Raw genomic sequence first — 23738 nt, 5'->3', positions numbered from 1 at the left:
CGGCTCAGCTCTCCGCGGGTTTCGGGGCGGGGTTGTTCGTCGGGACGACGGAGTTGTTGACCGTGACCGGCGTGCCGGGGCGCAGCTTGCCCTGACCGGCGGTGACGATCTCCTCGCCGGGCTTCACGCCGCCGAGCAGCGAGATCTGGTCGCCCCGCTTGGGGCCGACCTGGACGAAGCGTTGCTGGGCGGCCAGCACGCCCTGTTCGTTCTTGGCCACGACATAGACGGAGTCGCCGTAGGGGCTGTAGACGATGGCGGTGGCGGGGAGGACGACGACCGGCCGCTCATCCGGGAGTACGACATCCACGCGCACGAACATGCCCGGACGCAGGGCTTCATCAGGGTTCGGCAGTCGGGCCCGGACGCGGAGGTTGCGGGTGGTTTCGTTGATGCGCGGGTCGATGGCCTCGACCACGCCGTCAAATTCGCGATCGGCAAAGGCGTCGATGCTCACCTTCACCGGCAGGCCGGGGCGCAGCTGGGTGACATCCTGCTGGGGCAGGGAGAAATCGGCGTAGATCGGATCGCTGGCCTCGAGGGTGACGATCAGGTCCGCCTTGTTGAGGAACTGGCCCGGGTTGACCTGCCGGAGGCCGAGCCGGCCGGCGAAGGGGGCGACGATGCGCTTCTTGGCGAGGGTGGCCTTGGTGGCCTCGGTAGCGGCGGCAGTCTGGGCGGCGGTGGCCTCGGCGGTATCGAGGTCGGCTTGGGTGTTGGTGCTGTTTTCGCGCAGATCGCGGGCCCGGACCAGGTTGAGGGCGGCCAGGCGGGCGGTGGCCTCGTTGCTGCGCAGCTGGGCGGTCTCCGCCTGGGAGTCGAGTTCGACCAGCACGTCCCCGGCCTGCACGCGGGCGCCGGACTCGAAGCCCACGTGCACGATGCGGCCCTCGATCTCGGCGCGCAAGGTGACGCCGCGGAAGCTCTCGAGCGAACCGACGGCGTGGAGCGTGGATCGCCAGGTTTCCTGCACCGCCGGCGTCGTGGTCACCGCGGCCGGGGCGGGCTTGCGGGCGGCCATGGCCGCCTTGGCCTGCCGAATCTGAAGATACTTGAAGCCGAAAATCGCGCCGAGGACACCGAGCGCTATGACAGCCGTGAGCAGGATGCGTTTATTCATCGGAATCCGAACATATTGCGGCGAAAGCATCCGGCGGCAAGCAGGGGGCGGGAAAACTTTGGCTTGTGTAAAGGCGGCGGCGGACTTTGGTCCGGCTTGCCTGTAGGGGTGTCCTCCGCGGAGGACTGAGATTGCGGTGCGCTCGACCGCTCGACCCTTCGAACCTGAACGGATCATGCCGACGAAGGAAACAGCAGGCGCCGCGGAAGCGCCATCGGGCGCACGGCGCCCCTTCTGTCGGGAGTCTGGTCGGGTCGGGCAATCCAAACCCAATGCAAATCCCGAACCGACTCCTCCTCCCCGCCTTCACCGGCCTGTTGTGGCTCTCCGCGCCCGCCCAAACCCCGGGGCCGGCCCCTGCCGGCGCCGCCCCGCTGATCCTGGCCCCGCTCCGCGTCACCGCGGACCTCTGGGAGTCGCCGCTGGCACGCATCCCCGCGAGTGTCACCGTCCAGGATGAAGCATCCCTGCGGGCCGGCGCGGTCCGCCATTTCGGCGACCTCGTGGACCGGTTGCCCAACCTCACCTGGACGGGCGGCACCTCGCGCCCGCGTCACCTGCAGATCCGCGGCATCGGGGAGAACTCGCAATTTGAGGGCGAGACGCCGGACTCCGCCGTGCGTTTTGTGGTGGATGACCTCGACTTCACCGGACTCGGGGGGCTGGGCAGCACGTTTGACGTGAGCCAGGCGGAGGTGTTGCGCGGCCCGCAGGCGGGGGCCTTTGGGGCCAACGCCGCGGGTGGCGTGGTGCGACTCGTGACGAACGCGCCGACGCCCTACTGGACCGGGCAGGCCGAGTTCACGGCGGGCGAGGACGCGCTGCGCAGCGGCGGCTTCGCGGTTGGCGGGCCCTTGGGGGAAGGTCAACCCGACCGGCTGATGATGCGCCTCGCCGTGCAACAGAGCGAGAGCGACGGCTTCCGACGGAACGTCACGCTGGGCCGGGACACCAACGCCCGGGACGAGCTCACCGCGCGCCTGCGCCTCACGTGGAACCCCAACGCGGCCTGGCGCTGGGAAGCGGCCGTACTCGCGGCCGACCTCGACAGCGGCTACGACGAATTTGCGCTCGATAACAACGGCACGAACACCTTCAGCGACCAACCCGGCCGCGATGCGCAGGAGTCCTTCGCCGCCAGCCTGCGGGGAACGTATGCGGGGTGGGACGGCGTGCGCCTCAGCACCGTCACCAGCGGCGCCCGCACGCGGTCGGTGTACAGTTATGATGACGATTGGACGGCCGCATCCTACATGGGCTTCAGCGACCTGACGCGCACGCGTTGGGTGGTGAATCAGGAATTGCGCCTCGACTCCGTGCCGGGCCCGGCGGCCGGTTGGATCAGCCGGTGGACGCTCGGCGCGTTTCTGTCCGACACGGAGGAGTTTTCCCGTTACACCAACACCGATCCCTGGGACATCCGGGGGCTCCGGACCATTTATCGGGCGAGCAACCTCGCGCTGTTCGGCCAGGTGGGTCACGATTTCACGCCGCGCACGCGCCTGGTGGCCGGCCTCCGCGCGGAGCGCATCGACCTGGAGGGCGAGGGCACCAAGACCCGCTACCGCGGCGCGAGCGGAAGCTTTGACCCGGTGGTCGTCATCCGGCCGACGTTCGAGGACACCCTGGTCGGCGGCAAGGTCGCGTTGGAGCATGACCTCAGCGGCCACGAGCTGCTCTTCGTCTCGTTGACGCGCGGCTACAAGGCGGGCGGCGTCAACGTGGACGCGCGAATCGATCCGGCGACCGATCCGCTGACGTACGCCACCGAGACCCTGTGGAACGCGGAGGCCGGCCTGCGCGGCCACTGGCTGGACGAGCGGCTCACCGGCGAGGTCACCGCCTTCGCGCTGTGGCGACGGGACACGCAGGTGCGGGACTCGGCGGGCTTTGGCGGCAGCTATCGCTTTTTCACCGACAACGGTGACGGGGCGCGCGTCACCGGGCTGGAGGCCTCGGCCGCGTACGCGCTGACGCGCGCCTGGTCGGTGCGGGGCTCGCTGGCGCTGATGCGCTCGCGGCTGGATCCTTTCACCCTCGGCAACGGCAACGCGGGTGGCGGCCGGGTCCTCGCGAATACGCCGCGTTATGGCTACACTTGGGGGGTGCGTTACGACGCGGGGCGCGGGCTTTTCGGCGGGGCGGAGCTGGCGGGACGCGCGGAGCAGTTCGATTCCAACAACCAGAACGAGGCGCGGCGCGCCTTCCGCGTGGTCAACGCCACGCTGGGTTATGCGTGGGAGCGTTGGACGGTCACGCTGTGGGCGAAGAACCTGCTCGATGAGGTCTATGACCGGCGGGTTTATTTCTTCGGCAACGAGGATCCCGACTACCTCGAAACGCGTTATGAGAATCGCGCGGATCCGCGTCAGTTGGGCGTGACCGCGGCGTGGCGGTTTTGAGGCCGGCGGAAGCTACGGGGCGGTCGCGACCGGGGCTGGCGCCGCCGCGGGCGCGGGCGCCGCGGGGCGCTGCTGCAGGAGAACCTTGGCCTGGCCGGCCTCCACCGGGAGGGTCAGCTCCCGGCCGGGATTCTCGCCGATGTAGTCGATGCAGGCGGAGGCGAGGGCGGGCAGGTAGGGAATCAGCTCCTGTTTGTTGTCCATGATCTTCGCCTTCACGCTCCAGAGTTCGTCCAGCGGTTTCGCGGGATGGCCGGGACGGCTGGCCGCGCCCGGTGGAGCGGGGGCCCGGGCGGTGATCTCGAGGGTCTTGTCGTAGACCACCACGGCCTTGGAGTTGTTGGTGGGCAGGCTCGAGCCGAGCAGGATCGGCGTGTTCGCTTCATTGATGATCTTGATGTAGCCGTGGCCGGTGCCGTAGCTGGCCTCGATCATCATGTCGGGGCGCACACTGGCGGGGACCTCATACAGCCCGCGGGCGGCGAGGGCGTCCATGATGGTCTCGACCGCCGCGCCGTGGACGGTTGGATCCACGCCACCGCTGGGGTCGTTGACCTCCAGGTGATAGGTGGCGCCGAGCGGCTTGGTCCGATCGCTGATCGCATCGATCGTGACGTTGTGCACGGTCATGCAGCCGGCCAGACCGAGCATCGCGAGCAGACTGCACCAAGGGAGAAGTTGCCGGAGGGCCATGGAGGGGAAAATGGCGGGGTCGCCCCCGGGCACAACGCGAAACCCGGGTGGGGGCGGCACCTACATGCCCTTCTTGATGAACGTCACCACCTCGTCGCCCTCCTTGATCTTGACGGGCTTCGATTCCTTGGTGTTGGTGCCGATGTAGTCGGCAGTGGCGGAGGCGAGAATGGGCATGTACTTGCGCAGCTCCTGGCTGTCGTCCTCGGCCGAGACGTTGACGCTCCAGACCTCGGGGGCGGGGCGACCCTCGTCGGCCTCCTGGTTGGTGCGGGCGGAGAGCTTGAGGAATTTCTCGTAGACGATCACGGGCTGGATGCTCTCCTGGATACCGAGAAACTCGGTGGAGCCGGGCACGAGGACCTGTTCCGTCACCAAGTAGGTGATCGTTTCGCCGGTGGAGGTCACGCGGGTGATCGTCCGGGTCTGGCTGACCATGCGGCTGGGCTGCTGGTGGATGATCGGCGTGCTGATGGTCTGGTACTTGATGCGCGGGGCATCCATGCCGTAGTCGACATCGATCACCACGTCAGCCTGCTCGGCGTTCGGGGCCTCATACATGCCTTTGCCGGAGAGGGCGGTGCGGACGTAATCTGTGACCTCCTTGTAGCGAAGGCTGCCCTCGTCGAGCTGGGGATTGCGGGTGCGGATGTGGTAGGATTCCGCCGCGGGGGCGGGTTTGCCGACCTCGGTGGGGGTGGCGATGGCATCGACCTGCACGGTGTAGGTCTCGGTGGTGTTGCAGCCGGTGAAAACCACCGCGGTGGCGCCGAGCAGGGCCGCCACGGTCAGGAGGGAGCGGTTATTCGAGTTCATGCCAACCGGTGGGTGGAAGGGCCAGGGGCGGGAGGGAGAGGAGAAGACGGCGTCCGGTCAATTCGGGCTGGGGGCGGCGGTGGGATCCGTGGTGGCGGTGACGGTTTCCACCGGGGCGTTTTTGAGCCGCGCCAGCTCTTCCTCGAGGCGGACAATCTCGGCCTCGGTGGAGAGGAGCTTTTCGTTGGCCTCGTCGAGGGCCTTTTTCTTGGAGAGGGCGGCGGTGCGTTCCTCGCGCAGCTTGGCCAGGCGGCCGGCGGCGCTGTCGACCTTCTTCTGGGCCTCGGTGAGCTCGAGGTCGGAAATCTGGAAACCCTGCGCGACGGCGAGTTCCTCATCCAGCAGGGCGCGGTTTTTCGCCTCCTCGGCGCGTTTGCGGGCGAGTTCCTGCTGGTAGGCGCGTTCCTGGGCGAGGCGGTCCTGCTCCTTGCGCTCCTTCATTTCCTGCGTGAGGCCGACGATGCCGCCGATGATGGCGCCGGCGCCGGCGCCGGCCAGGAGGCCCTGGCTGGAGTTGCCGCCCGTCGCGCCGGCGGCGAGGCCGCCGACCACGGCGCCGGCCGCCGCGCCGGTGCCGGCGCCCGTGACGGTCTTGGAAGGGGCCACTTGGCAACCGACCAGGGAAATGATGACGGCGGCGCTGCCGAGAGACACCAGGCTCCGATGTAACGCGGGGCGGTTGCGGGCACCTTGGAATTTCATGGATGGGGATTCGGTTGGTCCGACTGGGCTGCAGCGTAGTTGTGTTGGCTATTTTATCAAATCCCCTTTTAGTGTCCCGCGAATTACCCGTTTCCCCGCCGCCTTGCCTTGATCCGGCTCAATCCGTCCGCACTGCACCATGGCCATCCTCTCCCGCAATAAGGGCATCTTTTCACTGGATTTTCTGGTTCCGAACGTGGGTCTCCTGGTCTCGATCCTCATCGTGGAGGCCTATTTTTCCCTCGTGGTGAGGCCGCATGTGGCCGAGCTGGAAATCACCCAACGGCTGAGCGCGGCGCAACAGTCGGACGATGAGGCGAAGGTCGCGCCCCGCTCGATCTACATCATCATCAAGGATCCGGAGCAGGAGGTCGAACTGATGCTCTGGCTCTGGGCGACCATCATCCTGACCTACAAACTCGTGGAGGTCGGCCGGGAGCGCGGACTGCTGCGGCACGACTTCATCGGGGTGCGCCAGGGCGAACGCATCATCCCCGAGGACGCGCTGGACCGCTACAAGGAGCTGAAGACCTCGGTCGAGGCGACCCCGCGCTGGCGGGAGCGGCTGCTGCCGGATTTCCTGCTGGCCGCCCTGCACCGCTTTCAGGCCACCAATTCCGTGCAGGACGCCGCGAGCGCGGTGAAGGAACGGGCGGAGCTTGTGGCCGACAACCTGGATTCGGAGCTTTCCCTGATCCGTTACATCGCCTGGGCCATCCCGGCGGTGGGTTTCATCGGCACGGTGCGCGGCATCGGCGACGCCCTCTCGCATGCCGACGAGGCGATCAAGGGCGACCTGAGCGGCGTGGTTTCCGCCCTCGGCCTGGCCTTCAATTCCACGCTCGTGGCGCTCATCCTCAGCATGATCCTGATGTACATGCTCCACATGTTGCAGTCCCGCCAGGAGGCTCTGATCCTCGAGCTGCAGAACTACTGCCGCGAAAAACTGGTTCATATCATGCGCGTGCCCCAGCGTGAGGCGCAGCGCCGGGAGGATTAAACGATGCCTGTCCTTGGCCTGGAATTATGTGATGCGGGCTTTGAAGCGGCCCTGTCGCGGGAAGGTGCCAGCACCTACCCGCTGATCGAGGGCGGCGGCCCGCTGGGCTGCCTCGGCCTGGCTTTCCACGATGGCAAGACGGGCTGCTACGGGCCCGAGGCGGAGAAATTCTGGTATGCCCGGCCCAAGCAGGTGACCCACGAGGCGTGGAGCCGCCTCTCGCACGAGACCTCGCCGCTCGGCCCGGCCGGCCGGCCGCTGCCTTACTCGCAACTGGCCTATTTTTTCCTGAAGGAATACTGCGCGCGGGTGACCGCGGTCACGGGCACGCCGCAGAAGGCGGTGCTGGCGGTGCCGGGGGACTACCTGCTCGACGCCGCGACGGAGGAGGAACGCATCGGCCTGCTGCTGGGCATGGCGGCGGAGCTGAAGCTGCCCCTGGCCGGCATCGTCGACATGGCGGCCGCCTCCCTGTGCGACCCGCGCATCGACTATTTCGACTCCAGTCTGCCGCTGCTGATGATCGACATCCACCTGCGCGGCGCGGAGCTCACGCTCTTCCAGCCGGAGGCGGACGGGCGCCTGACGCGACGCGATTTTGCGAAGGTGGCGCACATCGGCTTTGGCGAGCTGCTGCGCCACATCACCGGCACCATGGCCAACCGGTTCCTGCGGCACACGACGTTTGACATCCAGGAGGACGGCAAGACCGGCCAGGCCTTCTACAACCAGACGAAGGAATTTCTGATCTCGGGCGTGATGGGTTTCCATTACCAGATCAACACCGGTACGCGGACCTACGAGCTGATCGCCACGCGCGACCAGCTGGCCGCCGACCTGAGCGGCTTCAACCAGGCGGTGCTGCAGGGCGCGCAGGCGATCTTCAAGAAGAGCGGCGGTCGTTCGCCCCGCTGCACCGTGGCGCTCACCGCGCGCGCGGACCTGCTGCCCGGGCTCGCGGGCGTGCTGCAGGCTGCCGGCCTGTCCCGGGTGCTCCACCTGCCCCCGGGCGCCGCGGCGGCCGGGGCCGCCCGCCTCGGGGCGCAGCGCGAAACCCGCGATGAGATTGCCGATGTGCCGGTGGAACTCTCGGCGCCGGCCAGCCTGCTGCCGCAGCAATCGGCCGACCGCTGCATCGTCCGCCTGGTCAAAGCCCGCCGGCCGTCACCCGCCCGCCGGCCCTCCCACGCGTTGTGCGAGGGGCTCGGCCACGCGCTCGACGGGCAGCGGGTCTTCACCATCGGTCCGGCCGCCCTGAGCCCGGACCTGACTTTGCCCGAGGAATTTGATGCCTCCGGTCCGGGCGGCCAGGTCTTGCTGGAGCAGGCCGACGGCCAGTGGTGGCTGCCGGGCTCGCTGGCAAGCCAGGCGAACGAACGCGCCCTGATCGAGGCCGGTGACCGCCTGACCATCCAGCACGGGGTCCACCAGACCGAGGTGCTGTTCGCCTACTGTCCCGACACCGCGCTGATCCGCCATCACGGTTAGCCGGCCCGCCCGCCATGCTCAAAGGCAAGCGCCGCGAAACGGAGATATTCAGCATGTCCTTCATGGACTGCATCTGCTGCGGCTTTGGCGCGGTGCTGCTGCTCTTCATCCTCACCACCGGACAGAAATCGGATTACGGCAAGGACACGGTGGAGCAGCTGAAGAAGCAGGTGACGCAGCTGGACCGCGATATCACGCAGGAACAGCTCGCGCTGAGCAAGCTGGCCCGACCGGCCACCCTGACCGAGGCCGAGCTGGCCAGCATGCAGGAGGAGAACGTCCAGACGAAGAGCAAGGCCGACGCGGAGGAGGAGGAGCTGAAGCGCCTGCTCCGCCAGATCGCGGCGCTGCGGGACGAAGAGGCGAAGCTGCTGGCCGACCTGAAAAACATGCCCGAGGAGGAGCAGCAGCCGGTGCCGATCCCCGAGATCGACCGGCGGCAGTACCTGACCGGCGTGAAGCTGGAGGGCAGCCACGTGCTGTTCATCGTGCGGGCCTCCGGCAGCATGCTGGGTGACACCCTGGAGGACGCCATCGCCCGGCTCGACGAGCCCGACTTCAAAAAGCGGGCGGCGCCGAAGTGGCAGCGGGTGGTCAAGGCGCTGGAGTGGCTGGTGGCGAGCCTCGGCACCGATGCGAATTTCCAGATCCTGCTCTTCAACGACGAGACCGTGCCGCTGCTGCCGGACCGGTCGGACGGCTGGGTTTCGCGCGGCGACCGAGCGGGCGTGCAGCAGACGCTGACCAAGCTCCGGCAGGTCGTGCCCGAGGGCTCGGCCAACCTGGAGCGGGCCTTCAACACCGTGCGCTACCTGCCCATCCTGCCGGACTCCATCGTGCTCCTGACCGACGGCCTGCCCACCGCCAGCGACAGCGCGCCGTCTTCCGAAGGCAGCGACGATGACACGCGCATGGCTTACCTCCGCCAGGCCATCCGGCAGCTGCCGCCGCGCATTCCGGTCAGCACGATTTTGTTTCCCACCAGCGGCGATCCCGGTGCGCCCGCCTTGTATTGGGAACTCGCCGGCTACACCAACGGCGCCCTGGTCAGTCCCTCCGCCGACTGGCCCGACACATGATCCGCCGCTCCAGCGTTCCGATCTTCAGCCTCTCGTTCCTCGACTGCATCTGCTGCGGTTTCGGGGCGATCATCCTGCTGTTTGTGCTGACGATGGGTTCGGAGACCAAGGTGGTGCAGGAGTTGCGCGAGCGCCTGCAGCGGATCGTCGAGCAGCAGCTGGTGACGCTGGCCGAGCTGCGGCGCAGCCAGGATGAGATCTTGATCACCCAGGCACGCGCGAGTGTCTCGACCATCGCGTTGCAGGAGAAGGAAAGCCTGAAGCAGCTGCTGGCGCGCCTGGAGCAGCAGGTCGCCGACCAAAAGGCTGCGCGCGACCGCCTGCTGGTGGATGTGGAGGAGGTCAAAACGGACCTGGCGGCCCGACAGAAGCCGAAGGAGATCGCCCTGTCGGTCGACCCTGCCCCGATCGGCCTGCCGGCGGAGAGCAACCATGTCGCCTTCATCATCGACAGCTCCGGCAGCATGCGCGATCCGAGCAGCGAGCGGATCTGGCCGATCGTGCTCAAGAAGTTTGACGAGGTGCTCAACGCCTATCCCGACGTGAAGGGCATCCAGTTTCTCGACGCCGACGGCCGTTTCATCATCAGCGGCCGGCAGGCCGAGCAGACCTGGCTCCCGGACAACGCCGCCACGCGCAATGCGATCAAGTCCGCGCTCTTTGACTACGACATCTTCAGCAACAGCAATCCCGTGCCCGGCATTGTCCGGGCGTTGCGCACGCTGCTGGACGAGAACGACCCCGAGATGCGCATGACGATCTTCATCCTCGGGGACGAGTTCACCGGCACGGCCGACGCGGTGTTGCGCCGCCTGGATGAGCTGAACCCACGGAACGAGCAGGGCAAGCGGCGGGTGGTGATCAATGCCATCGGGTTCCCGACCGCCGTGAAGATGGGTTTCTCCATGGGCAACACCGGCGTCAAATACGCGAACCTGATGCGCGAGGTGACCTTTCAGCACGGGGGGGCCTTCATCGCCCTGCAGGAGATCGAGGAACGCGAGGAGCGTCCGCGCGACCGCGAGCGACCCGAGCGTTAGGCGGCGGTCTATGGCCGCCGTCCTGAGTTATATCCTGTGCGTTCGGCGGTCATAGGCCGCCGCTGCAGCAGGAGGGTTTGAATCCAGCGGTAGGGAGTGATCCGACTCAGATCCCCAGGATCCACCGCAGCATCTGGACGATGTTCAGGCTGCTCTGCTGCTGCTGTTGCTGCTGCTGGGAGGGCTGGCCCTGGCCGCCGCTGGAACTAGAACTGGACGACGAGGAGGAGCTTTGCTGCTGAGATTGTTGCGAGGAAGGCTGCCCCTGCTGGCCCTGCGAATTCTGTTGGGATTGGCTTTGCGACTGGGACGGTTGCCCGGGCTGGCCGGACGAGGGATTCATGACCTGGAGGCCCTGCTGCTCCTGCTGCGATTGCTGCTGGCTGCTGCTCTGCGAGGACTGGGAGCCGGGCCGTTGCATGCGGCTTTGCTGCTGCCGTGATTGCTGGCTCTGCTGGCCCTGTTGCCCTTGCTGGCCTTGCTGCCCTTGCTGGCCCTGTTGGCCTTGCTGCTGGCCTTGGCTCTGGCTCTGCCGCTGGCCTTGGCGACCTTGCTGCCCCTGCTGCCCCTGACCGTCGGCGGCCGACTGGCCCTCGGCGGTGTACTGGCCGGGTTGGGAATCCCGGCCGTTCTCGGTGCCGTCGCCGTCCATGTCGCCGTCCTGCTCGTTGGGTGTGCCGTCGCCGTCCACGTCGCCGTCGATCGCGTTGCTCTGGCCGTCGCCATCGAGGTCGCTGTCCGCGGTGTTCGCGATGCCATCGCCGTCCAGGTCGCCGTCGGATTCGTTGGGGATGCCGTCGCCATCCATGTCGCCGTCCTGGGTATTGGACACGCCATCGCCATCCACATCGGCGTCGTCCTTGTTGGGGATGCCGTCGCCGTCCATGTCCGGATCCTTGTGGTCGGGAATGCCGTCGCCATCGATGTCCCCGTCGCCCCCGAGCGGTTTGCCGTCGATGTCGTGGGTGGGGCGGGGGCCGCCCGGGCCGCCGGAGCCGTCGCCGCGCCGACCCATCTCGCCACTGAAGGTGAATTTCACGACATCGATCTGGCTGGTGTCGAGGGTGGGCCGGGTGCGGATGGCGGCGTCACGCACGGCCTCCAGTTCCCAGCGGGCGCGGAGGGCGGCGTCATCGTCGGTCAGCGGCCCAAAGAGGTAGGTGAGGTTTTCGTGGCGGTAGCGCACATACCAGCCCTCATCGCTCGGGCCGAGGCCCGTGACGTTGATGCCGGCGTATTTTTGGGCGAACTCGACCTCGGCCAGCTGCCAGAGGTCGGCAATGCCTTCGACGGGGAAGATGACGGTCTTGGCCGAGGTGCGGGGGGCCACCAGGGCGAGCAGGAGCAGGAGGGGAAGAAGGCGTTTCATGGCGCGGGGGTCAGAGGCCCTTGGGGATGACCTTGCCCTTCTCCACGCCCTGGTTGCGGGTGTTGGACTGCTGGCCGGCCGGGGTGGGCTTTTCGTATTGCTGGGCCTTGCTGGCCTCCTGGCCGACCACGTCGGGGGATTTGGCTTCCGTCTGGATCTGGAGGGTGGCGTCGCCGATCTGCATCTCGCGGGCGCTGCCTTGGGGGCCGCCGGCCTGCTGCTGGGCGCCTTCGGGGGCATTGATCTTTTGCGCCTGCGCGCCCTCGGGCTTGGCGGCGGGGCCTTCCTCGATTTTTTCGGCGGAACCTTGCTTTTCCTGTTCCGGGCCGGCGCCGCCCGGTTTGTTTTCCTGGCCCGGCGGAGGGGGCTGGCCGGCAGGGCCGGAATTGGGGCTGACGCGATCTTGTTCGCCGCCCTCCTCCTCGCCCATCTCGATCTCGGAGAGCATGCCGTAGAGCGGGCGCTTCTCCGGCTCGTATTTGGAGCCGTCGAGGAGGTCGGGGTCGGGGAGCACGGCTTTCACCCCGGAAGCGGCTTTGGCCGCGGTAGCCTTGGCGGGTGTGGCCGGGCGGGGGCGGTTGGCGGAGGGGGCGCCGGGGACGGGCACAGGAGCGGCCGTCTGCGCGCCGGCGTTGAGGAGCAACACGGCGGCCAGGAGGGGGACGGGGTATTTCATGGGATCAACCGCTGGCGCGGAGGGTGCAGGCGACGCTGACGATCGGCGGGGTGCTGCCGTTGCGCACCTGCAGCAGCAGGAGGACATCCTGGTAACCCTTGCGGCGGCTCACGATCTCGTAGTCACCGGGGAGCATCTTGACGGTCTGGGAGGAGATTTTTCCCAGCATGCGGAAATTGCTGATCGAGACCCAGCAGTTGCCGTCGGAGCGGAAGGTGACGTCGACGGGCTTGCTCTGGAGATTGAGGACGGCGCGCAGCTGGCTGACGCGATCGGTGAGGGCGAGGTAGGCGGGCTTGATGGCCATGGCCTCGTTGAAGGAGCGGATGGAGGACTGGAACTCGGCGCGCTGCGCGTGGGACTCGGCGACGTCCACCAGCTTGTTGTACTGCATGAGCGTGCGGATCATTTTGCCCGTACGGAAGTAGCCCTCCTTGGCCTCGGTGTTGGCCGGGTCGAGTTCCATGGTCTCATGGTAGCTGCCCCGGGCCTGTTCCCACTCGTATTTGTTCTCGTAGGCGAGGGCCTTGGCGAGGGCGCTCTTCACGGCCTCGCGCTGGGCGGTCTCGCGGGTTTCGGCGAGGGCCTTCGACACGTTCTCGTTCGTGGGATCGACCTTGAGCGCGCGCTCGTAGGCGGCGATGGCCTGGTCCCACGCGGCGGCCTCGCGGTGGGCGGTGGCGTCGGCGAGCGCGGCGTTGAGCGCGGTCTCCTTCTTCAGGCGCTCGTTGCGGGATTTGCCCTGCTGGGCCACGGCGGAGAAGGCGTCGAGTTCGAAGGCCTTGCCATAGGATTCGGCGGCAGCGGCGTGCTCCTGCTTCTGTTCCAGGCCTTCGCCTTGGATGATGAGCGCGCGGACCCGGTCCGCGACCTCGGCCCGCTTGAGCCCTTGCAGGCCGATCTCGTTGCCGGGATCCTTTTCCAGGGCGGCCTGGAAGGCGGCGAGGGCGCGGGGCTTGTCGCCGGCGGCGACCGCCTCCAGGGCCTGGCGGAGATTATCATCCACAAAGTCCTTAAGCGCGGCCTCGGCGCGGTCGAGGGCGGCGAAGGCCGCGTCGAACTGCTTCTTCGCGGTGGCGAAGCGCCCGTCGACAAAGAACTGGCGGCCGGTGCCGGCGTCGGCGAAGGCGGTCTCGAATTCCGCCGGCGCGAGGTCGCGGGCGCGGTCCAGATCGCGCATGCGAACGAGGACCTCGTCGTACGCCTTTTGGGTGACCTGCTTGAGCTTCACGTTTTCGCTGAAGGCGTCGATCTCGCGGCCGAGGGCGGTGAAGTGGGCGTAGGCGGCGGCGTAGTTGCGGTTGGCGAGCAGGATTTCGCCGCCGAGAAACGCCTTCTCGATGAGAATGAGCTGCTGGAGCTGGCTCGGGTGATCCTGCGGCAGGCGGCGCATTTCATTCAGCGCGTTGGCGACATTCTCGCGCGCGAGGGTGGCCTTGGATTCGGTGACGAAGGCGAGACTCGGGTCGTCCGTGGTGGTGCTCGTCGCGACAGCATCCGGGCGGAGAAATTGCGGACCGACCACGAGGCGGATGCCCCGGATCGCGAGACCGGCCACGATCAGCAGGGCCAGGCCGCCGCCGAGAATCCAGGCGGCGAGGCGGAGGACGGTCCAGCGTTTGGCGCCGTTGTCACGACCATGTTCCGGATCCCAATGGATCACCCGGCGTTTCTTGTTGGGCGTGGAATCCGATGAGTCGCTCATACGCGGAAGAACGTTGGCAGTGGCGTTTAGCGTGGACTGCTGGGTTGGGGACGAGGGGACTGGCGGGACGGTAAATTTCATGGGGCAAATGTCAAACGAGTGTCGGGGTTGACCCCACATTTCGTCGCGGCCGGCCCGGTGCGGCGCTTGCAAACGGTGGCCGGCTGCCTATGTCAGTGCCGCAGCAAAGCCATGCACGCGCCCCGCCTGAGCCCCGCCCTCCGACTCGCCGGCCTGGCCCTCTGCGGGGTGCTGCTGGTCTCGTCCGGCTGTTACCAGGTGCCGGTGACTGGCCGCGCGGCGGTCAACATGGTTTCCGACGAGGCGGTGGTGAAGATGAGCCAGACGGCCTTCGCCGACCTCAAGAAGCGGACGCCGCTCAGTCGCAACCAGGCCGACCAGGCCCGCGTGCGGCAGATTGGCGAGCGCCTGGCGAAGGTCGCGTTTTGGGACGTACCCGCCGCCGACTGGGAGTTTGTCGTCTTCGATTCACCCCAGCAGATCAACGCCTTCGCCATGGCCGGCGGCAAGGTGGGGGTCTACTCCGGGCTCTTTCAGATCTGCCACAACGACGACCAACTCGCCTCTGTGCTCGCTCATGAGATCGCCCACGTCGCGGCCAAGCATGTGAACGAGCGGCTCTCGCAGGACATGGCGATCCAGGGCGGCGGCCTGCTGGTCGGCGGGGTCATGTCTACGACGGGGGCCGGCGCCATCCCGGCCAACGCCGTGCTCAATGCCTACGGTCTTTCCAGCTCGATCACGGCTACCGGTTTCGACCGCGGCAAGGAAAAGGAGGCCGACCACATCGGACTCATTTACATGGCCCGCGCCGGCTACAACCCGGAGGAGGCGCCCAAGGTGATTGAGAACCTCGAGCAGGCCTCCGCAGGTCGGGTCACGCCTCCCGCTTTCCTGTCCACCCACCCCAGCTACCCCGAACGCATCCTGCAGCTGCTGGATCTCATGCCCCAGGCGCTTGAGATTTATCAACGGAGCGGCCAGACCCGCGCCCCGCAGCTGGTGAAGTAACCCCTCCTTCCCATGTCACCACGCCCCCCTCGGCCCGCCCTGCTCCCTGCCACTCCGACCCCGGCGCGCCGCCGGGCCGTGCTCCTGCCCGGCCTTGCGTTGCTGCTGTTGTTGTCCACCGCCGCCCGGGCGCAGCCGGTGGCGGATGCCGCGCCGGCCGCCCGGGCGAAGGCCACGGCCCCGGTGGCCGTCCGCACCGTCAGTCCGGAGCATCCCCCGGAGTTGCTGAAGACGCTGACCAACGGTGATGCCGTACTGGAGTGTCTGGTGGACGTCGATGGCGAGGTGCGGGACATCAAGGTCGTCTCGGAGACGCACCCCGGTTTTGCCGCCGCCGCCGAGGAGGCGCTCCTGCAGTGGGAATTCAAGCCCGCCACGCTGGACGGCCACCCCAAGGCGCAGCGCATCGTGATCCCGTTTGAATTCCGGCTCTCGCGCGACCAGATGCTCGCAAGTGTCGCCGGCCGCCCGGTCTTCATGGAGGTGACCGAGACCATCATCCCGGCGCAGCAGTTGCCGCAGTGGCCGCGGCCGGTTGACTTCTTCGTGCCCCGCTACCCGGCCTCGCTCGCCGGCACGGGCAAATACGGCAAGGCCGTGGTGAATGTCACGATCGACAAGGAGGGTAAGGTGATCAACCCGCGGCTGGTGAAGGCCACCTATCCCGAATTCGGCATGCCGGCCATGGCGACGGCGACGCAGCTGCGCTTTGCGCCGCAGGTGATGGCCGACGGCCGGAAGATCTACGTGAGCATGGACATCCAGTTCGATTTCGAGGCGCCGAAGGAGAAATCCGCGAAGGAGGCGGACCCGGCCGAGGGCAAGGCGAAGAAGAAAAAATAGCTGCGGTCCGGTCCCGGGCGGAATCTGTTCGCCACCGCCCGGCGCTTGGCCTGATAGCAAGGCATGGCCCGCGCGAAACCCGTCGCCCGTTCGAAATCCCGGTCCTTCCGCCGGACCAAGGCCTTCGTCGTGGCCAACCTGATGCTGTGGGGCGGAATCGGGGGCTGGTACCTGCTGCAACCGCCGGCGCGCCAGGAGGAGGTCGCGCGCCTGGTGGGCAATCTGGTCGAGGGGCGGAAGCAGATCACGGCCTTCGACGTGGCCTGGGATCTCTGGCAGCTTTATTACAGCGAGGATTTTGTCGCCGCGGTGGCCCCGGGCGACACGACGCACGTCTACGGCGGGGCGCCGCAGACGCGGCTGGGGGCCAAGCCGCTGCGCCTGCTTGCCAATGCGGGTTACGTCGTCGGCTACAGCGATGAGCTGGGCAACCCGCGCTGGGCCGCCTACCGGGTGCGCGACACCGCGCCCGGGGCGGCGCCGGAGCGGCCGGACAATTTCGCCGTCGATCCGCGCACGGTCGCGCGCATCGAGCCCGGTTTCTACACCCGCAGCGGCTACGACCGCGGGCACCTGGCGCCGAATCATGCGATCGCCACGCGCTACGGCGCGGCGGCGCAGGCCGAGACTTTCCTGATGTCCAACATCATCCCGCAAAAACATGCCCTCAACGCGGGCCCCTGGAAGCAGCTGGAGCAGCGCATCGCCACGAATTACCCGGGGCGCTTTGGCGAGGTGTGGGTGATCGCCGGCCCGGTGTTCGGCGACCGGCCGGACAAGCTGCGCGGCCGGGTGGCCGTTCCGGAGGCCTGCTACATGATCATCGTGGACGAAAGCGACGGCCGGGTGCGGGCGGCGGCGTTCGTGTTCCCGCAAGACACGCCGGCGGAGGCGCCGCTGGATGACTATCTCACCACCATCGACGACCTCGAGCGGCGCACCGGGTTGGATTTTCTCAGCGAGCTGTCCGATCCGGCCGAGACGGCGCTGGAGGCGCGGCCGCTCGAACGAGTCTGGTGATCAGGGCAGTTCCGTGGCGATCTCCGCCACCTGGCGCGCGAAGGTGACGCCGCTTTCGGGCGGAAAATGCTGCAGCGCGTCGGCCCGCAGGGCGGGGGCGTGGTCGCGGAGGTAGGTGTCGAAGGCCTTGCGGGAGGGGAAGGTGTACTGGGTCTCGACCACGGCCGGGGTTGGTCCGGACCGGTCGTCCGGCAAGGGCAGCACGATGCGCACCGCCGTGGCCCCGCCCCGCAAAACGGCCGCGACGTGGTTGGGTGAAAGCCAGGAGAGGAAACGACCGCGTTGCTGGATATCTTTGCACGTGGCCCGGACGGTGTAGAGGATCGCTGGCATGCGCCTGAAGCTAGGTGCAAGGCGCAGAGAGCCAAGAGCGAAGGCGGGTTTGGAATCAGTTAACGCTGGATTCGGACCGCTCAGGGTTTTCGCGGTGGGCGAAACCCCCTTCGTGGTGAATCCTGGATCGGATCCCCGCGCGCCTCAGTGCGATTCGGTGAAGCTCGTGATCGAGTGCCACTCGAAGACCTCCTGTAGGAGGACGCGCTCGGCCTTGGCGATGGCGCGCTCGAGGCCGGCCCAGGTCTGGCTGTGGGCGATCTCCTTGCGCACGGTCTCGAGGCGGATGCACATCTCGCGGTAGCGGGCCACGCGGCGGTGCAGGTCGTTGATCGAGATGAGCGAGATGAAGGCGGCGGCGAGCACGGGCAGCATGATCGGGGCGAAATAATAGAGCGCCTGTTCCAGGACGTGGGGGAGAACCGGCCAGCCGAACGTACCGTGCAGCGCGTAGAGGGCGGTGAAGACGATGGCGGCCACCGAGGTGACGGCGAAGCCCATGCGCAGCCGGGCCAGCAGCGGGATCGCCCGGGATTCCTGGCGGGCGAAGTAGGCGAGCTGGTCGTCGATGCGCCCGGTGATGTATTGCTGGCGGAAGGTGTCGAAATCCGCCCCGGCCTCGCGCGCGGCGCGGCGGTGCAGTACGTCGAGCGAGCGGCGCAGTGGCTCGAGGCCCGACCAGTCGAAATCCGCGAAAAGGCGCGTCGCGCGGGGCAGGCCCCAGATGGCCAGGGCGGAGCGGGTGATTTCCGCCGCGAGCCGGCAGCGGGTCCAGTGGTGGTGGGTGCGTTGCGTGCGCACGACCATGGCCACGCCGAGCGCGCCGAGCAGCAGCAGGAGTTTGCCCCAGGGCAGGCCGCCCCAGTGCAGGTCGAAGGCGAGGGCGGCGGTCGCCAGGCCGGTGGCGGAGACGTGCAGCCAGACCGTGATCGCGATCAGCTTGCGGAAATGGGGCGAGCTGTGCGTGGCCGCGTCATCCACCTTTTTTTGGAAGGCGGCGACCAGGGCCCGCGAGTGGGCGGGCGCCGGGCCCGCCGCGCCAGGGACGGCGTTCAGGAAGCGCAGGTTTTCGTCGTGCAACCGCACCTTCTCGAAGTTCTCCCGGCGGACGGCCTTGGTGTCGGGATTGATGATCAGGATCGGCCGGCCCATGGCGCGGGCGTAGGCGACGACGTCGGCCGTGCCGCCCTTGCCGCGGGCGGGTTGGCCATCCCAGACGACGAGGAGCACGTCGCAGCGGTTCACGATCTCGAAACCGCCCGTGAGGTAGGCCTCCTCGCGCGAGCCCGGCTCGGCGGCGATCTCGGTGTGCTCGGCCCGGGTGAGCAGGGTTTTGACCTCCGTCCATTCCTCGGGGGGAAAATCCCGCTCGAAATCCACCAGGGGCAGGGGCAGGAAGGCTTCCCAGCCCAGCTTCAGGTCCAGGGCGGTGCGGACGAAGAGCAGGTCGGCGCCGGCGGCGGCCGAGGACAGGGCGATCCATTCGCCGGGGGCCTCGCGCTGCAGTTCGCCGAGGACGGTGCCGATCGCGCGGCCCACCCCCGCCGGGTCGTCGAGCTGCCGGTGGCCGGAAAAGCCCACGACGTGGAACAGCGGCAGTTGGCTGGCAGTGAGAGCAGGGGAGGACATGCGGCCGGAGTCGAGGTTGGCAACGGGTGCCAGTGTGTGTTTGGGCTGGCAAGGCCTAAGCTTAACCGGCATCAACGCCGAAACTTATGCCGGACCACACACCTTCGGCTCGGGCTGTCTTTTTGAGCTATGCTCGGGAAGATGCCGAACCCGCCAAACGCATTGCCGAGGCATTGCGGGGTTTCGGGGTGGAGGTGTGGTTCGACATGAGCGAGCTGCGCGGGGGCGACCAGTGGGACCAGAAGATCCGCGGGCAGATCAAGGCCTGCGGCTTGTTCATCCCGGTGATTTCCGCGACCACGCAGGCGCGCGACGAGGCCTACTTCCGGTTGGAATGGAAACTCGCCGATGATCGCTCCCACCTCATGGCCTCGGGCAAGGCCTTCATCGTGCCGGTGGTGATTGACGACACGCCGGAAGCCGGGGCGGCGGTGCCCGAATCCTTTGGCCGGGCGCAATGGACCCGGCTGCCCGCGGGTGCACCCACGCCCCAGTTTGTCGAGCAGGTGAAACGGCTCTTGAGCGGAGAGAAGGATGGAGGGCGGGGTCTCCGAACCCCGCCTGCCCCGACGCAGACGGGCAATCCGGCGGGGTTCGGAGACCCCGCCCCCCAGAAGAAGAAAGCCATCCCCGGCTGGACCTGGGGCGCGCTGACCGCGGTCGTGGTCGGCGTCGCGGTGGCGCTCGGCGTCGGGCGCAAACCCGAGCCCGCCGCCCTCCCGGAGCCCAAACCCCAGACGCCGGAACCGGTTCGTCCGCCGTCGGTCGCCGACAAGTCCGTGGCCGTGCTCCCGTTCACCAACATGAGCGAGGAGAAGGACAGCGCCTTCTTCACCGACGGCATGCACGAGGATATCCTCACCAATCTCGCCCTGATCCGCGAACTGCGGGTCGTGTCCCGCACCTCGGTGATGGCTTACCGCGCCACGACGAAACCCATGCGGCAGATCGCGCAGGAGCTCGGCGTCACCTACATTCTCGAGGGCAGCGTGCGACGCTCGGGCAACAAGGTGCGCGTCACCGGCCAGCTCATCCACGCCGCGACCGACGAGCACGTGTGGGCCCAGTCCTTCGACCGCGACATCACCGACGTGTTCGCGATCCAAGCCGAGCTCTCGTCGCAAATCGCCGGTGCGCTCAAGGCCGCGCTCTCGCCGGAGGAGAAGGCGCTCCTCGCCCGCAAGCCGACCGAGAATCCCGCCGCCTACGACTTCTTCCTGCGCTCCCGTGACATCAGCAACCGCGAGGGCGCCACGGCGGCCGCCCGCAAAAAGCGCATCGCCCTGCTGCAGAGTGCCGTGGACCTGGATCCGGCCTTTGCGCAGGGCTGGGGCGAGCTCGCGAGCGCCTGCGCCTTCGCCTATTTCGGCAACCTCGTGGGCAGCGAGGAGTACCTGGCGCGGGCCAAGGCCGCGATCGAGCGCGCCGTGCAGCTCGCCCCCGAGGACCCCGAGGTCATCAGCAGCCTCGGGACCTATCACTATTACGGCTACCGCGACTATGACCGCGCGACGGAGCAATACCTGAAGCTGGCGCGGCTGCAGCCCAACGCCCCGACCGTGTTCAACTCCCTCGGCCTGATCCAGCGCCGGCAGGGCCGCTGGGCCGAGTCCCTGGCCAACACGCGCCGGGCCTGCGAACTCGACCCGGCCAACATCGGCTACCTGCGTAATCTCCTGGCCACCTACCAGTCCGGCCGGCGCTGGCCCGACGTCATCGCGACCCAGCGGCGGATCGTGGCCCTGTTGCCGGATAACCTCACGGAAGGCTACATGCTGGCGCAGTCTCATTTCTGGGCGACAGGCTCGCGCCGCGAGACGGAGGCCTTTTTCGCCGCGTTGACCCCGGACCAGCTCAATTCGCCCGAGGGCATCGAGCTGCGCTCGAATTGGGCCAAGCTAACCAGCAACACGGCGGAAATCTTCCGCCTGGACCGCCTCCAACCGTTTTATGATGCCAACGGCAGTCCCCACGTCGAACAGGCGGTCTACGCGGCCTTGTACTATTTTCAGGCCGGGGATCGGGCCGGGGCGCTGGCCCGGTTGGCCGAACACCCCGCGGAGCTGCGCCGGCTGCTGGAAGCCGAGCCCCGGAACGGCCGGTTGCTGATAACGCTGGCGGCGGCGGAATTGATTTTGGGGCGCCCGGAGGAGACCCGGCGCCTGGCCGACCAGTGCGTCGCGCTGATGCCGGAATCCCGGGATGCCTCCGATGGTCCCCGTTGGGCCCTGCAGCGCGCTTTCCTCTACGGCCTGACCGGCGACCAGGAAGTGGCCCTGGCCGAGTTAACCCGGTTGGCGCGGCTCCCCGGCACCATGAGCCTCGAGCGTCTCAAGCTGGAGCAGACGTACGTCAGTCCCGCGCTGCGGCAGGACCCGCGTTTCCAGGCCTTTCTTGCCGACCCCAAGAACTACGCCCCGCTGTTCTAAATGGCCGAGCCGAACAAAGCCGTTTTTCTCAGCTATGCCCGCGATGACGCGGCGGCGGCGCGGCGCATCGCCGAGGCGCTGCGCAGCGCGGGCCTGGAGGTCTGGTTCGACGAGAATGAGCTGCGCGGCGGCGACCAGTGGGACGCGAAGATCCGGAAACAGATCGATGCCTGCACGCTCTTCGTGCCGGTCATCTCCACTCACACCCAGACGCGGACCAAGGGTTATTTCCGGCTCGAATGGAAACTGGCGGTGGACCAGACGCACCTGCTCGCCGAGGGGGTGCCCTTCATCGCCCCCGTGGTGATCGATGACACGAAGGAGTCGGCCGCCGTCGTCCCGCCGGAGTTCATGCGGGTGCAGTGGTCGCGCCTGCCCGGCGCGCTGCCCACGCCGTCCTTTGTCGAGCAGGTGAAGCGGTTGCTGGAGGGGAAGCCGCTGGAGGGCGGACGCCCTCGTCCCACCGGTGTAGGGGCGTCGCTCGACGACGCCCGCGGGCGCGCACAAGGCGCGCCCCTACAAAAAGGTCTCCCCCGCTGGACCTGGGGCGCGCTGACCGCCGTGGTGGTTGGCGTCGCGATCGCATTTGGCGTCGCGCGGAAGCCCGCGCCGGCGCCGGAGAACGTCCCCGGCCCACAGGCGCCGGCCCCCGCCCCCGCGGTTGCCGTGGCGGCGCCGGTGGCGCCCGCCGCGGGCGCCAAGTCGATCGCCGTCCTGCCCTTTGCCAACATGAGCCCGGAGGCGGAGAACGCCTTCTTCGCCGACGGCATCCACGAGGATGTGATCACGGGCCTCGCCAAGATCCGCGACCTCAAGGTCATCTCGCGCACCTCGGTGCTGGCCTACCGCGAAGCCGCCTCGCGCAACCTGCGGAAGATCGCCGCGGACCTCGGCGTCGCGTTTGTGCTCGAGGGCAGCGTGCGCCGCGCGGGCCAGAAGGTGCGCGTCACCGCCCAGCTGATCGACGCCCGCAGCGACGAGCACCTCTGGGCGGAGACCTACGACCGCGACCTCACCGACGTGTTTGCCCTGCAGGGCGAGCTGGCGCGGGAAATTGCCGGCGCACTCAAGGCCAACCTCACGGCGGGCGAGCGGGCCTTAATCGAACGCCGGCCGACGCAGGATTCCGTGGCTTACGACTTGTACATGCAGGGCCGCGTGTTGAAACAGGAACTCAGTGCGACCGCCCCGCCGGAAGCCTACGCGCCGATCATCGCCCTCTACCAGCGCGCCATCGACCGGGACCCGGCCTTTGTCGACGCCTACGTCCAGCTGGCCCTCCTGCATGGCACCATGTATTGGTTTGGCGGGGTGGATCCTTCGCCCGCGCGCCGGGCCCTCGCCCAAGCCGCCATGGAAGCAGCGCAGAAGATTGCGCCCGATGCCCCGGAGACGCGGATTGCCCAGGCCGCCTTCGCCTACACGTGCGAGAACGACTGGGGCAAGGCGCTCGCGGCCTTCCAGGCGGCGGAAGCCGGCCTGCCCAACGATGCCGAGCTCCAATACCGGATCGGCATCTCCCTGCGGCGCCTGGGCCGCTGGCCGGAGGCGCTTGAACACATCGAGCGGTCCGTGGTCCTGAATCCGCGGGACCGGAGCTATGTCACGACCCAGATCGAGACCCTGTTCACGATGCGGCGTTACTCGGCCATCCCGCCGCTCGCCGAACGGTTCCTCGCGCTCTTTCCGGGGGATGGCTGGCTGCAGTCCTATTTCATCCGGGGCCAGTATGAGCTCGACGGCAACCGCGCCGCCTATCTGCGCAAGCTGGCGGACACGCCGCCGCTGCCGGCCGACAAGCACGCCTTGCAGGCGGCCTACGTGCAGGCCTTCCGCGCCGGGGATCTGGCCGCAGCGGAAAAAGCCCTTTCGGATCCCCGGATGGTGACCTTCGTGAGTTCCGCGAGCGGGGTCCTGGCGATGCCGGCCTCTTTCCCGCGCGCGATGGTCACCTGGCTACGGGGAGATACGGCGGGTTCGCAGGCCGCCGCCCGCGAAGCCCTGGCCCACTTCGAGGCCGGCCCCTGGTCCCCCCGCCAGCAACGACTGGTTAACCACTATATTGCCCTGGCGAAGTGCTATCTCGGCGACGGGCAGCCGGCGGAGATCATGGGCCAGGCCGAGCAACTGGCCCGCTACGACAGCCTGATGGCGGCCCTGGTCTGGACAGAGAGCGCGCGGGTCCTCGCCCTCACGGGACATCCCGAGGAGGCGCTGGTTTGCCTGCGTCGCGCCGTGGCGGGCGGGGCCAGCGATACCCCGCGGGAACTGCGCGCCGATCCCTGCTACGCCCAGCTGAAGGACGACCCGCGCTTCGAGGAAATCCTGCGGTCCGCGAAAACGCTCTGAGGCGGAGCAAGGC

The 23738-nt window shown here is 67.9% G+C and carries 19 protein-coding genes and 1 riboswitch; of the genes, 10 read left to right on the top strand and 9 right to left on the bottom strand.

What is annotated here, in order from left to right:
* Positions 1-4: 4 nt before the first annotated feature.
* Complete coding sequence (locus Verru16B_RS03635; protein WP_069961010.1) at positions 5-1120, bottom strand: efflux RND transporter periplasmic adaptor subunit; 1116 nt, start codon at positions 1118-1120, stop codon at positions 5-7.
* Between the two features lie 94 nt (positions 1121-1214).
* Positions 1215-1327, top strand: a riboswitch (TPP riboswitch).
* Between the two features lie 65 nt (positions 1328-1392).
* On the opposite strand from Verru16B_RS03635, the gene Verru16B_RS03630 reads away from it, so the two are divergent.
* Positions 1393-3522, top strand: a complete 2130-nt coding sequence (locus tag Verru16B_RS03630; RefSeq protein WP_069961009.1) for a TonB-dependent receptor — start codon at positions 1393-1395, stop codon at positions 3520-3522.
* Positions 3523-3534: 12 nt separating this feature from the next.
* Here the strand turns inward: Verru16B_RS03630 and Verru16B_RS03625 are convergent, their stop codons facing one another.
* Genes Verru16B_RS03625 through Verru16B_RS03615 form a run of 3 tightly spaced genes read right to left on the bottom strand, consistent with a single transcriptional unit; the run spans position 3535 to position 5733 of the window.
* Complete coding sequence (locus Verru16B_RS03625) at positions 3535-4215, bottom strand: hypothetical protein (protein WP_157772174.1); 681 nt, start codon at positions 4213-4215, stop codon at positions 3535-3537.
* A 60-nt stretch (positions 4216-4275) separates the two neighbouring features.
* On the bottom strand, positions 4276-5031 hold the full coding sequence (locus Verru16B_RS03620; protein WP_069961007.1) for a hypothetical protein: 756 nt from the start codon (positions 5029-5031) through the stop codon (positions 4276-4278).
* A gap of 57 nt (positions 5032-5088) precedes the next feature.
* Positions 5089-5733 carry a hypothetical protein gene (locus tag Verru16B_RS03615; RefSeq protein WP_069961006.1) on the bottom strand — a complete coding sequence of 215 codons (645 nt, stop codon included), beginning with the start codon at positions 5731-5733 and terminating at the stop codon, positions 5089-5091.
* A gap of 139 nt (positions 5734-5872) precedes the next feature.
* Between Verru16B_RS03615 and Verru16B_RS03610 the strand changes: the two genes are divergently transcribed.
* The 4 genes from Verru16B_RS03610 to Verru16B_RS03595 are packed head-to-tail and all read left to right on the top strand — an operon-like array spanning position 5873 to position 10340.
* On the top strand, positions 5873-6733 hold the full coding sequence (locus tag Verru16B_RS03610; protein WP_069961005.1) for a MotA/TolQ/ExbB proton channel family protein: 861 nt from the start codon (positions 5873-5875) through the stop codon (positions 6731-6733).
* Positions 6734-6736: 3 nt separating this feature from the next.
* Positions 6737-8221: a hypothetical protein gene (locus Verru16B_RS03605; RefSeq protein WP_069961004.1), complete on the top strand. Its 1485-nt coding sequence runs from the start codon at positions 6737-6739 to the stop codon at positions 8219-8221.
* 53 nt (positions 8222-8274) lie between these two features.
* The gene (locus Verru16B_RS03600) at positions 8275-9300 is read left to right on the top strand and encodes a hypothetical protein (RefSeq protein ID WP_157772172.1); all 1026 of its coding nucleotides are present in this window, start codon (positions 8275-8277) and stop codon (positions 9298-9300) included.
* Complete coding sequence (locus tag Verru16B_RS03595; RefSeq protein ID WP_069961002.1) at positions 9297-10340, top strand: vWA domain-containing protein; 1044 nt, start codon at positions 9297-9299, stop codon at positions 10338-10340. Before Verru16B_RS03600 ends, Verru16B_RS03595 begins: the two co-directional genes overlap by 4 nt.
* 106 nt (positions 10341-10446) lie before the next feature.
* Here the strand turns inward: Verru16B_RS03595 and Verru16B_RS18215 are convergent, their stop codons facing one another.
* Genes Verru16B_RS18215 through Verru16B_RS03580 form a run of 3 tightly spaced genes read right to left on the bottom strand, consistent with a single transcriptional unit; the run spans position 10447 to position 14090 of the window.
* Positions 10447-11709 (bottom strand): hypothetical protein, encoded by a 1263-nt coding sequence (locus Verru16B_RS18215; RefSeq protein WP_069961001.1) that lies wholly within the window; start codon positions 11707-11709, stop codon positions 10447-10449.
* Between the two features lie 10 nt (positions 11710-11719).
* Positions 11720-12385 (bottom strand): hypothetical protein, encoded by a 666-nt coding sequence (locus Verru16B_RS03585; protein WP_069961000.1) that lies wholly within the window; start codon positions 12383-12385, stop codon positions 11720-11722.
* Positions 12386-12389: 4 nt separating this feature from the next.
* A complete protein-coding gene (locus tag Verru16B_RS03580) occupies positions 12390-14090 on the bottom strand; it encodes a tetratricopeptide repeat protein (protein WP_069960999.1) in 1701 nt (566 codons plus the stop codon).
* Positions 14091-14282: 192 nt separating this feature from the next.
* Here Verru16B_RS03580 and Verru16B_RS03575 point away from each other — a divergent pair, with 192 nt between their 5' ends.
* From Verru16B_RS03575 to Verru16B_RS03565, 3 genes are all read left to right on the top strand, one after another.
* The gene (locus Verru16B_RS03575) at positions 14283-15122 is read left to right on the top strand and encodes a M48 family metallopeptidase (protein ID WP_069960998.1); all 840 of its coding nucleotides are present in this window, start codon (positions 14283-14285) and stop codon (positions 15120-15122) included.
* Between the two features lie 12 nt (positions 15123-15134).
* Positions 15135-15965 (top strand): TonB family protein, encoded by an 831-nt coding sequence (locus Verru16B_RS03570; protein WP_083270072.1) that lies wholly within the window; start codon positions 15135-15137, stop codon positions 15963-15965.
* A gap of 63 nt (positions 15966-16028) precedes the next feature.
* Positions 16029-16985, top strand: coding sequence for a DNA/RNA non-specific endonuclease (locus Verru16B_RS03565; RefSeq protein ID WP_069960996.1), 957 nt, complete (start codon positions 16029-16031; stop codon positions 16983-16985).
* Here Verru16B_RS03565 and Verru16B_RS03560 read toward each other — a convergent pair whose 3' ends face one another.
* Positions 16986-17318: a DUF4286 family protein gene (locus tag Verru16B_RS03560; RefSeq protein ID WP_069960995.1), complete on the bottom strand. Its 333-nt coding sequence runs from the start codon at positions 17316-17318 to the stop codon at positions 16986-16988.
* A gap of 144 nt (positions 17319-17462) precedes the next feature.
* Entirely contained in the window at positions 17463-18947 is a 1485-nt protein-coding gene (locus Verru16B_RS03555; protein ID WP_069960994.1) for a hypothetical protein, read from the bottom strand.
* Between the two features lie 86 nt (positions 18948-19033).
* On the opposite strand from Verru16B_RS03555, the gene Verru16B_RS03550 reads away from it, so the two are divergent.
* Positions 19034-21376: a TIR domain-containing protein gene (locus Verru16B_RS03550; protein WP_083270071.1), complete on the top strand. Its 2343-nt coding sequence runs from the start codon at positions 19034-19036 to the stop codon at positions 21374-21376.
* Positions 21377-23725 carry a TIR domain-containing protein gene (locus tag Verru16B_RS03545; RefSeq protein WP_069960992.1) on the top strand — a complete coding sequence of 783 codons (2349 nt, stop codon included), beginning with the start codon at positions 21377-21379 and terminating at the stop codon, positions 23723-23725. It begins immediately after the preceding gene.
* Positions 23726-23738 lie beyond the last annotated feature (13 nt).

It is taken from the genome of Lacunisphaera limnophila, assembly GCF_001746835.1.
GTDB classification, from domain to species: Bacteria; Verrucomicrobiota; Verrucomicrobiia; order Opitutales; family Opitutaceae; genus Lacunisphaera; species Lacunisphaera limnophila.
The sequence above is the reverse complement of the archived record's forward strand: the minus strand, read 5'-3'. Positions and strand labels throughout refer to the sequence as shown.

Excerpts from the sequence above, each read along its gene's own strand:
- Verru16B_RS03635 (WP_069961010.1), bottom strand. The coding sequence starts at position 1,120 with ATGAATAAACGCATCCTGCTCACGGCTGTCATAGCGCTCGGTGTCCTC.
- Verru16B_RS03630 (WP_069961009.1), top strand. The coding sequence starts at position 1,393 with ATGCAAATCCCGAACCGACTCCTCCTCCCCGCCTTCACCGGCCTGTTG.
- Verru16B_RS03625 (WP_157772174.1), bottom strand. The coding sequence starts at position 4,215 with ATGGCCCTCCGGCAACTTCTCCCTTGGTGCAGTCTGCTCGCGATGCTC.
- Verru16B_RS03620 (WP_069961007.1), bottom strand. The coding sequence starts at position 5,031 with ATGAACTCGAATAACCGCTCCCTCCTGACCGTGGCGGCCCTGCTCGGC.
- Verru16B_RS03615 (WP_069961006.1), bottom strand. The coding sequence starts at position 5,733 with ATGAAATTCCAAGGTGCCCGCAACCGCCCCGCGTTACATCGGAGCCTG.
- Verru16B_RS03610 (WP_069961005.1), top strand. The coding sequence starts at position 5,873 with ATGGCCATCCTCTCCCGCAATAAGGGCATCTTTTCACTGGATTTTCTG.
- Verru16B_RS03605 (WP_069961004.1), top strand. The coding sequence starts at position 6,737 with ATGCCTGTCCTTGGCCTGGAATTATGTGATGCGGGCTTTGAAGCGGCC.
- Verru16B_RS03600 (WP_157772172.1), top strand. The coding sequence starts at position 8,275 with ATGTCCTTCATGGACTGCATCTGCTGCGGCTTTGGCGCGGTGCTGCTG.
- Verru16B_RS03595 (WP_069961002.1), top strand. The coding sequence starts at position 9,297 with ATGATCCGCCGCTCCAGCGTTCCGATCTTCAGCCTCTCGTTCCTCGAC.
- Verru16B_RS18215 (WP_069961001.1), bottom strand. The coding sequence starts at position 11,709 with ATGAAACGCCTTCTTCCCCTCCTGCTCCTGCTCGCCCTGGTGGCCCCC.
- Verru16B_RS03585 (WP_069961000.1), bottom strand. The coding sequence starts at position 12,385 with ATGAAATACCCCGTCCCCCTCCTGGCCGCCGTGTTGCTCCTCAACGCC.
- Verru16B_RS03580 (WP_069960999.1), bottom strand. The coding sequence starts at position 14,090 with ATGAGCGACTCATCGGATTCCACGCCCAACAAGAAACGCCGGGTGATC.
- Verru16B_RS03575 (WP_069960998.1), top strand. The coding sequence starts at position 14,283 with ATGCACGCGCCCCGCCTGAGCCCCGCCCTCCGACTCGCCGGCCTGGCC.
- Verru16B_RS03570 (WP_083270072.1), top strand. The coding sequence starts at position 15,135 with ATGTCACCACGCCCCCCTCGGCCCGCCCTGCTCCCTGCCACTCCGACC.
- Verru16B_RS03565 (WP_069960996.1), top strand. The coding sequence starts at position 16,029 with ATGGCCCGCGCGAAACCCGTCGCCCGTTCGAAATCCCGGTCCTTCCGC.
- Verru16B_RS03560 (WP_069960995.1), bottom strand. The coding sequence starts at position 17,318 with ATGCCAGCGATCCTCTACACCGTCCGGGCCACGTGCAAAGATATCCAG.
- Verru16B_RS03555 (WP_069960994.1), bottom strand. The coding sequence starts at position 18,947 with ATGTCCTCCCCTGCTCTCACTGCCAGCCAACTGCCGCTGTTCCACGTC.
- Verru16B_RS03550 (WP_083270071.1), top strand. The coding sequence starts at position 19,034 with ATGCCGGACCACACACCTTCGGCTCGGGCTGTCTTTTTGAGCTATGCT.
- Verru16B_RS03545 (WP_069960992.1), top strand. The coding sequence starts at position 21,377 with ATGGCCGAGCCGAACAAAGCCGTTTTTCTCAGCTATGCCCGCGATGAC.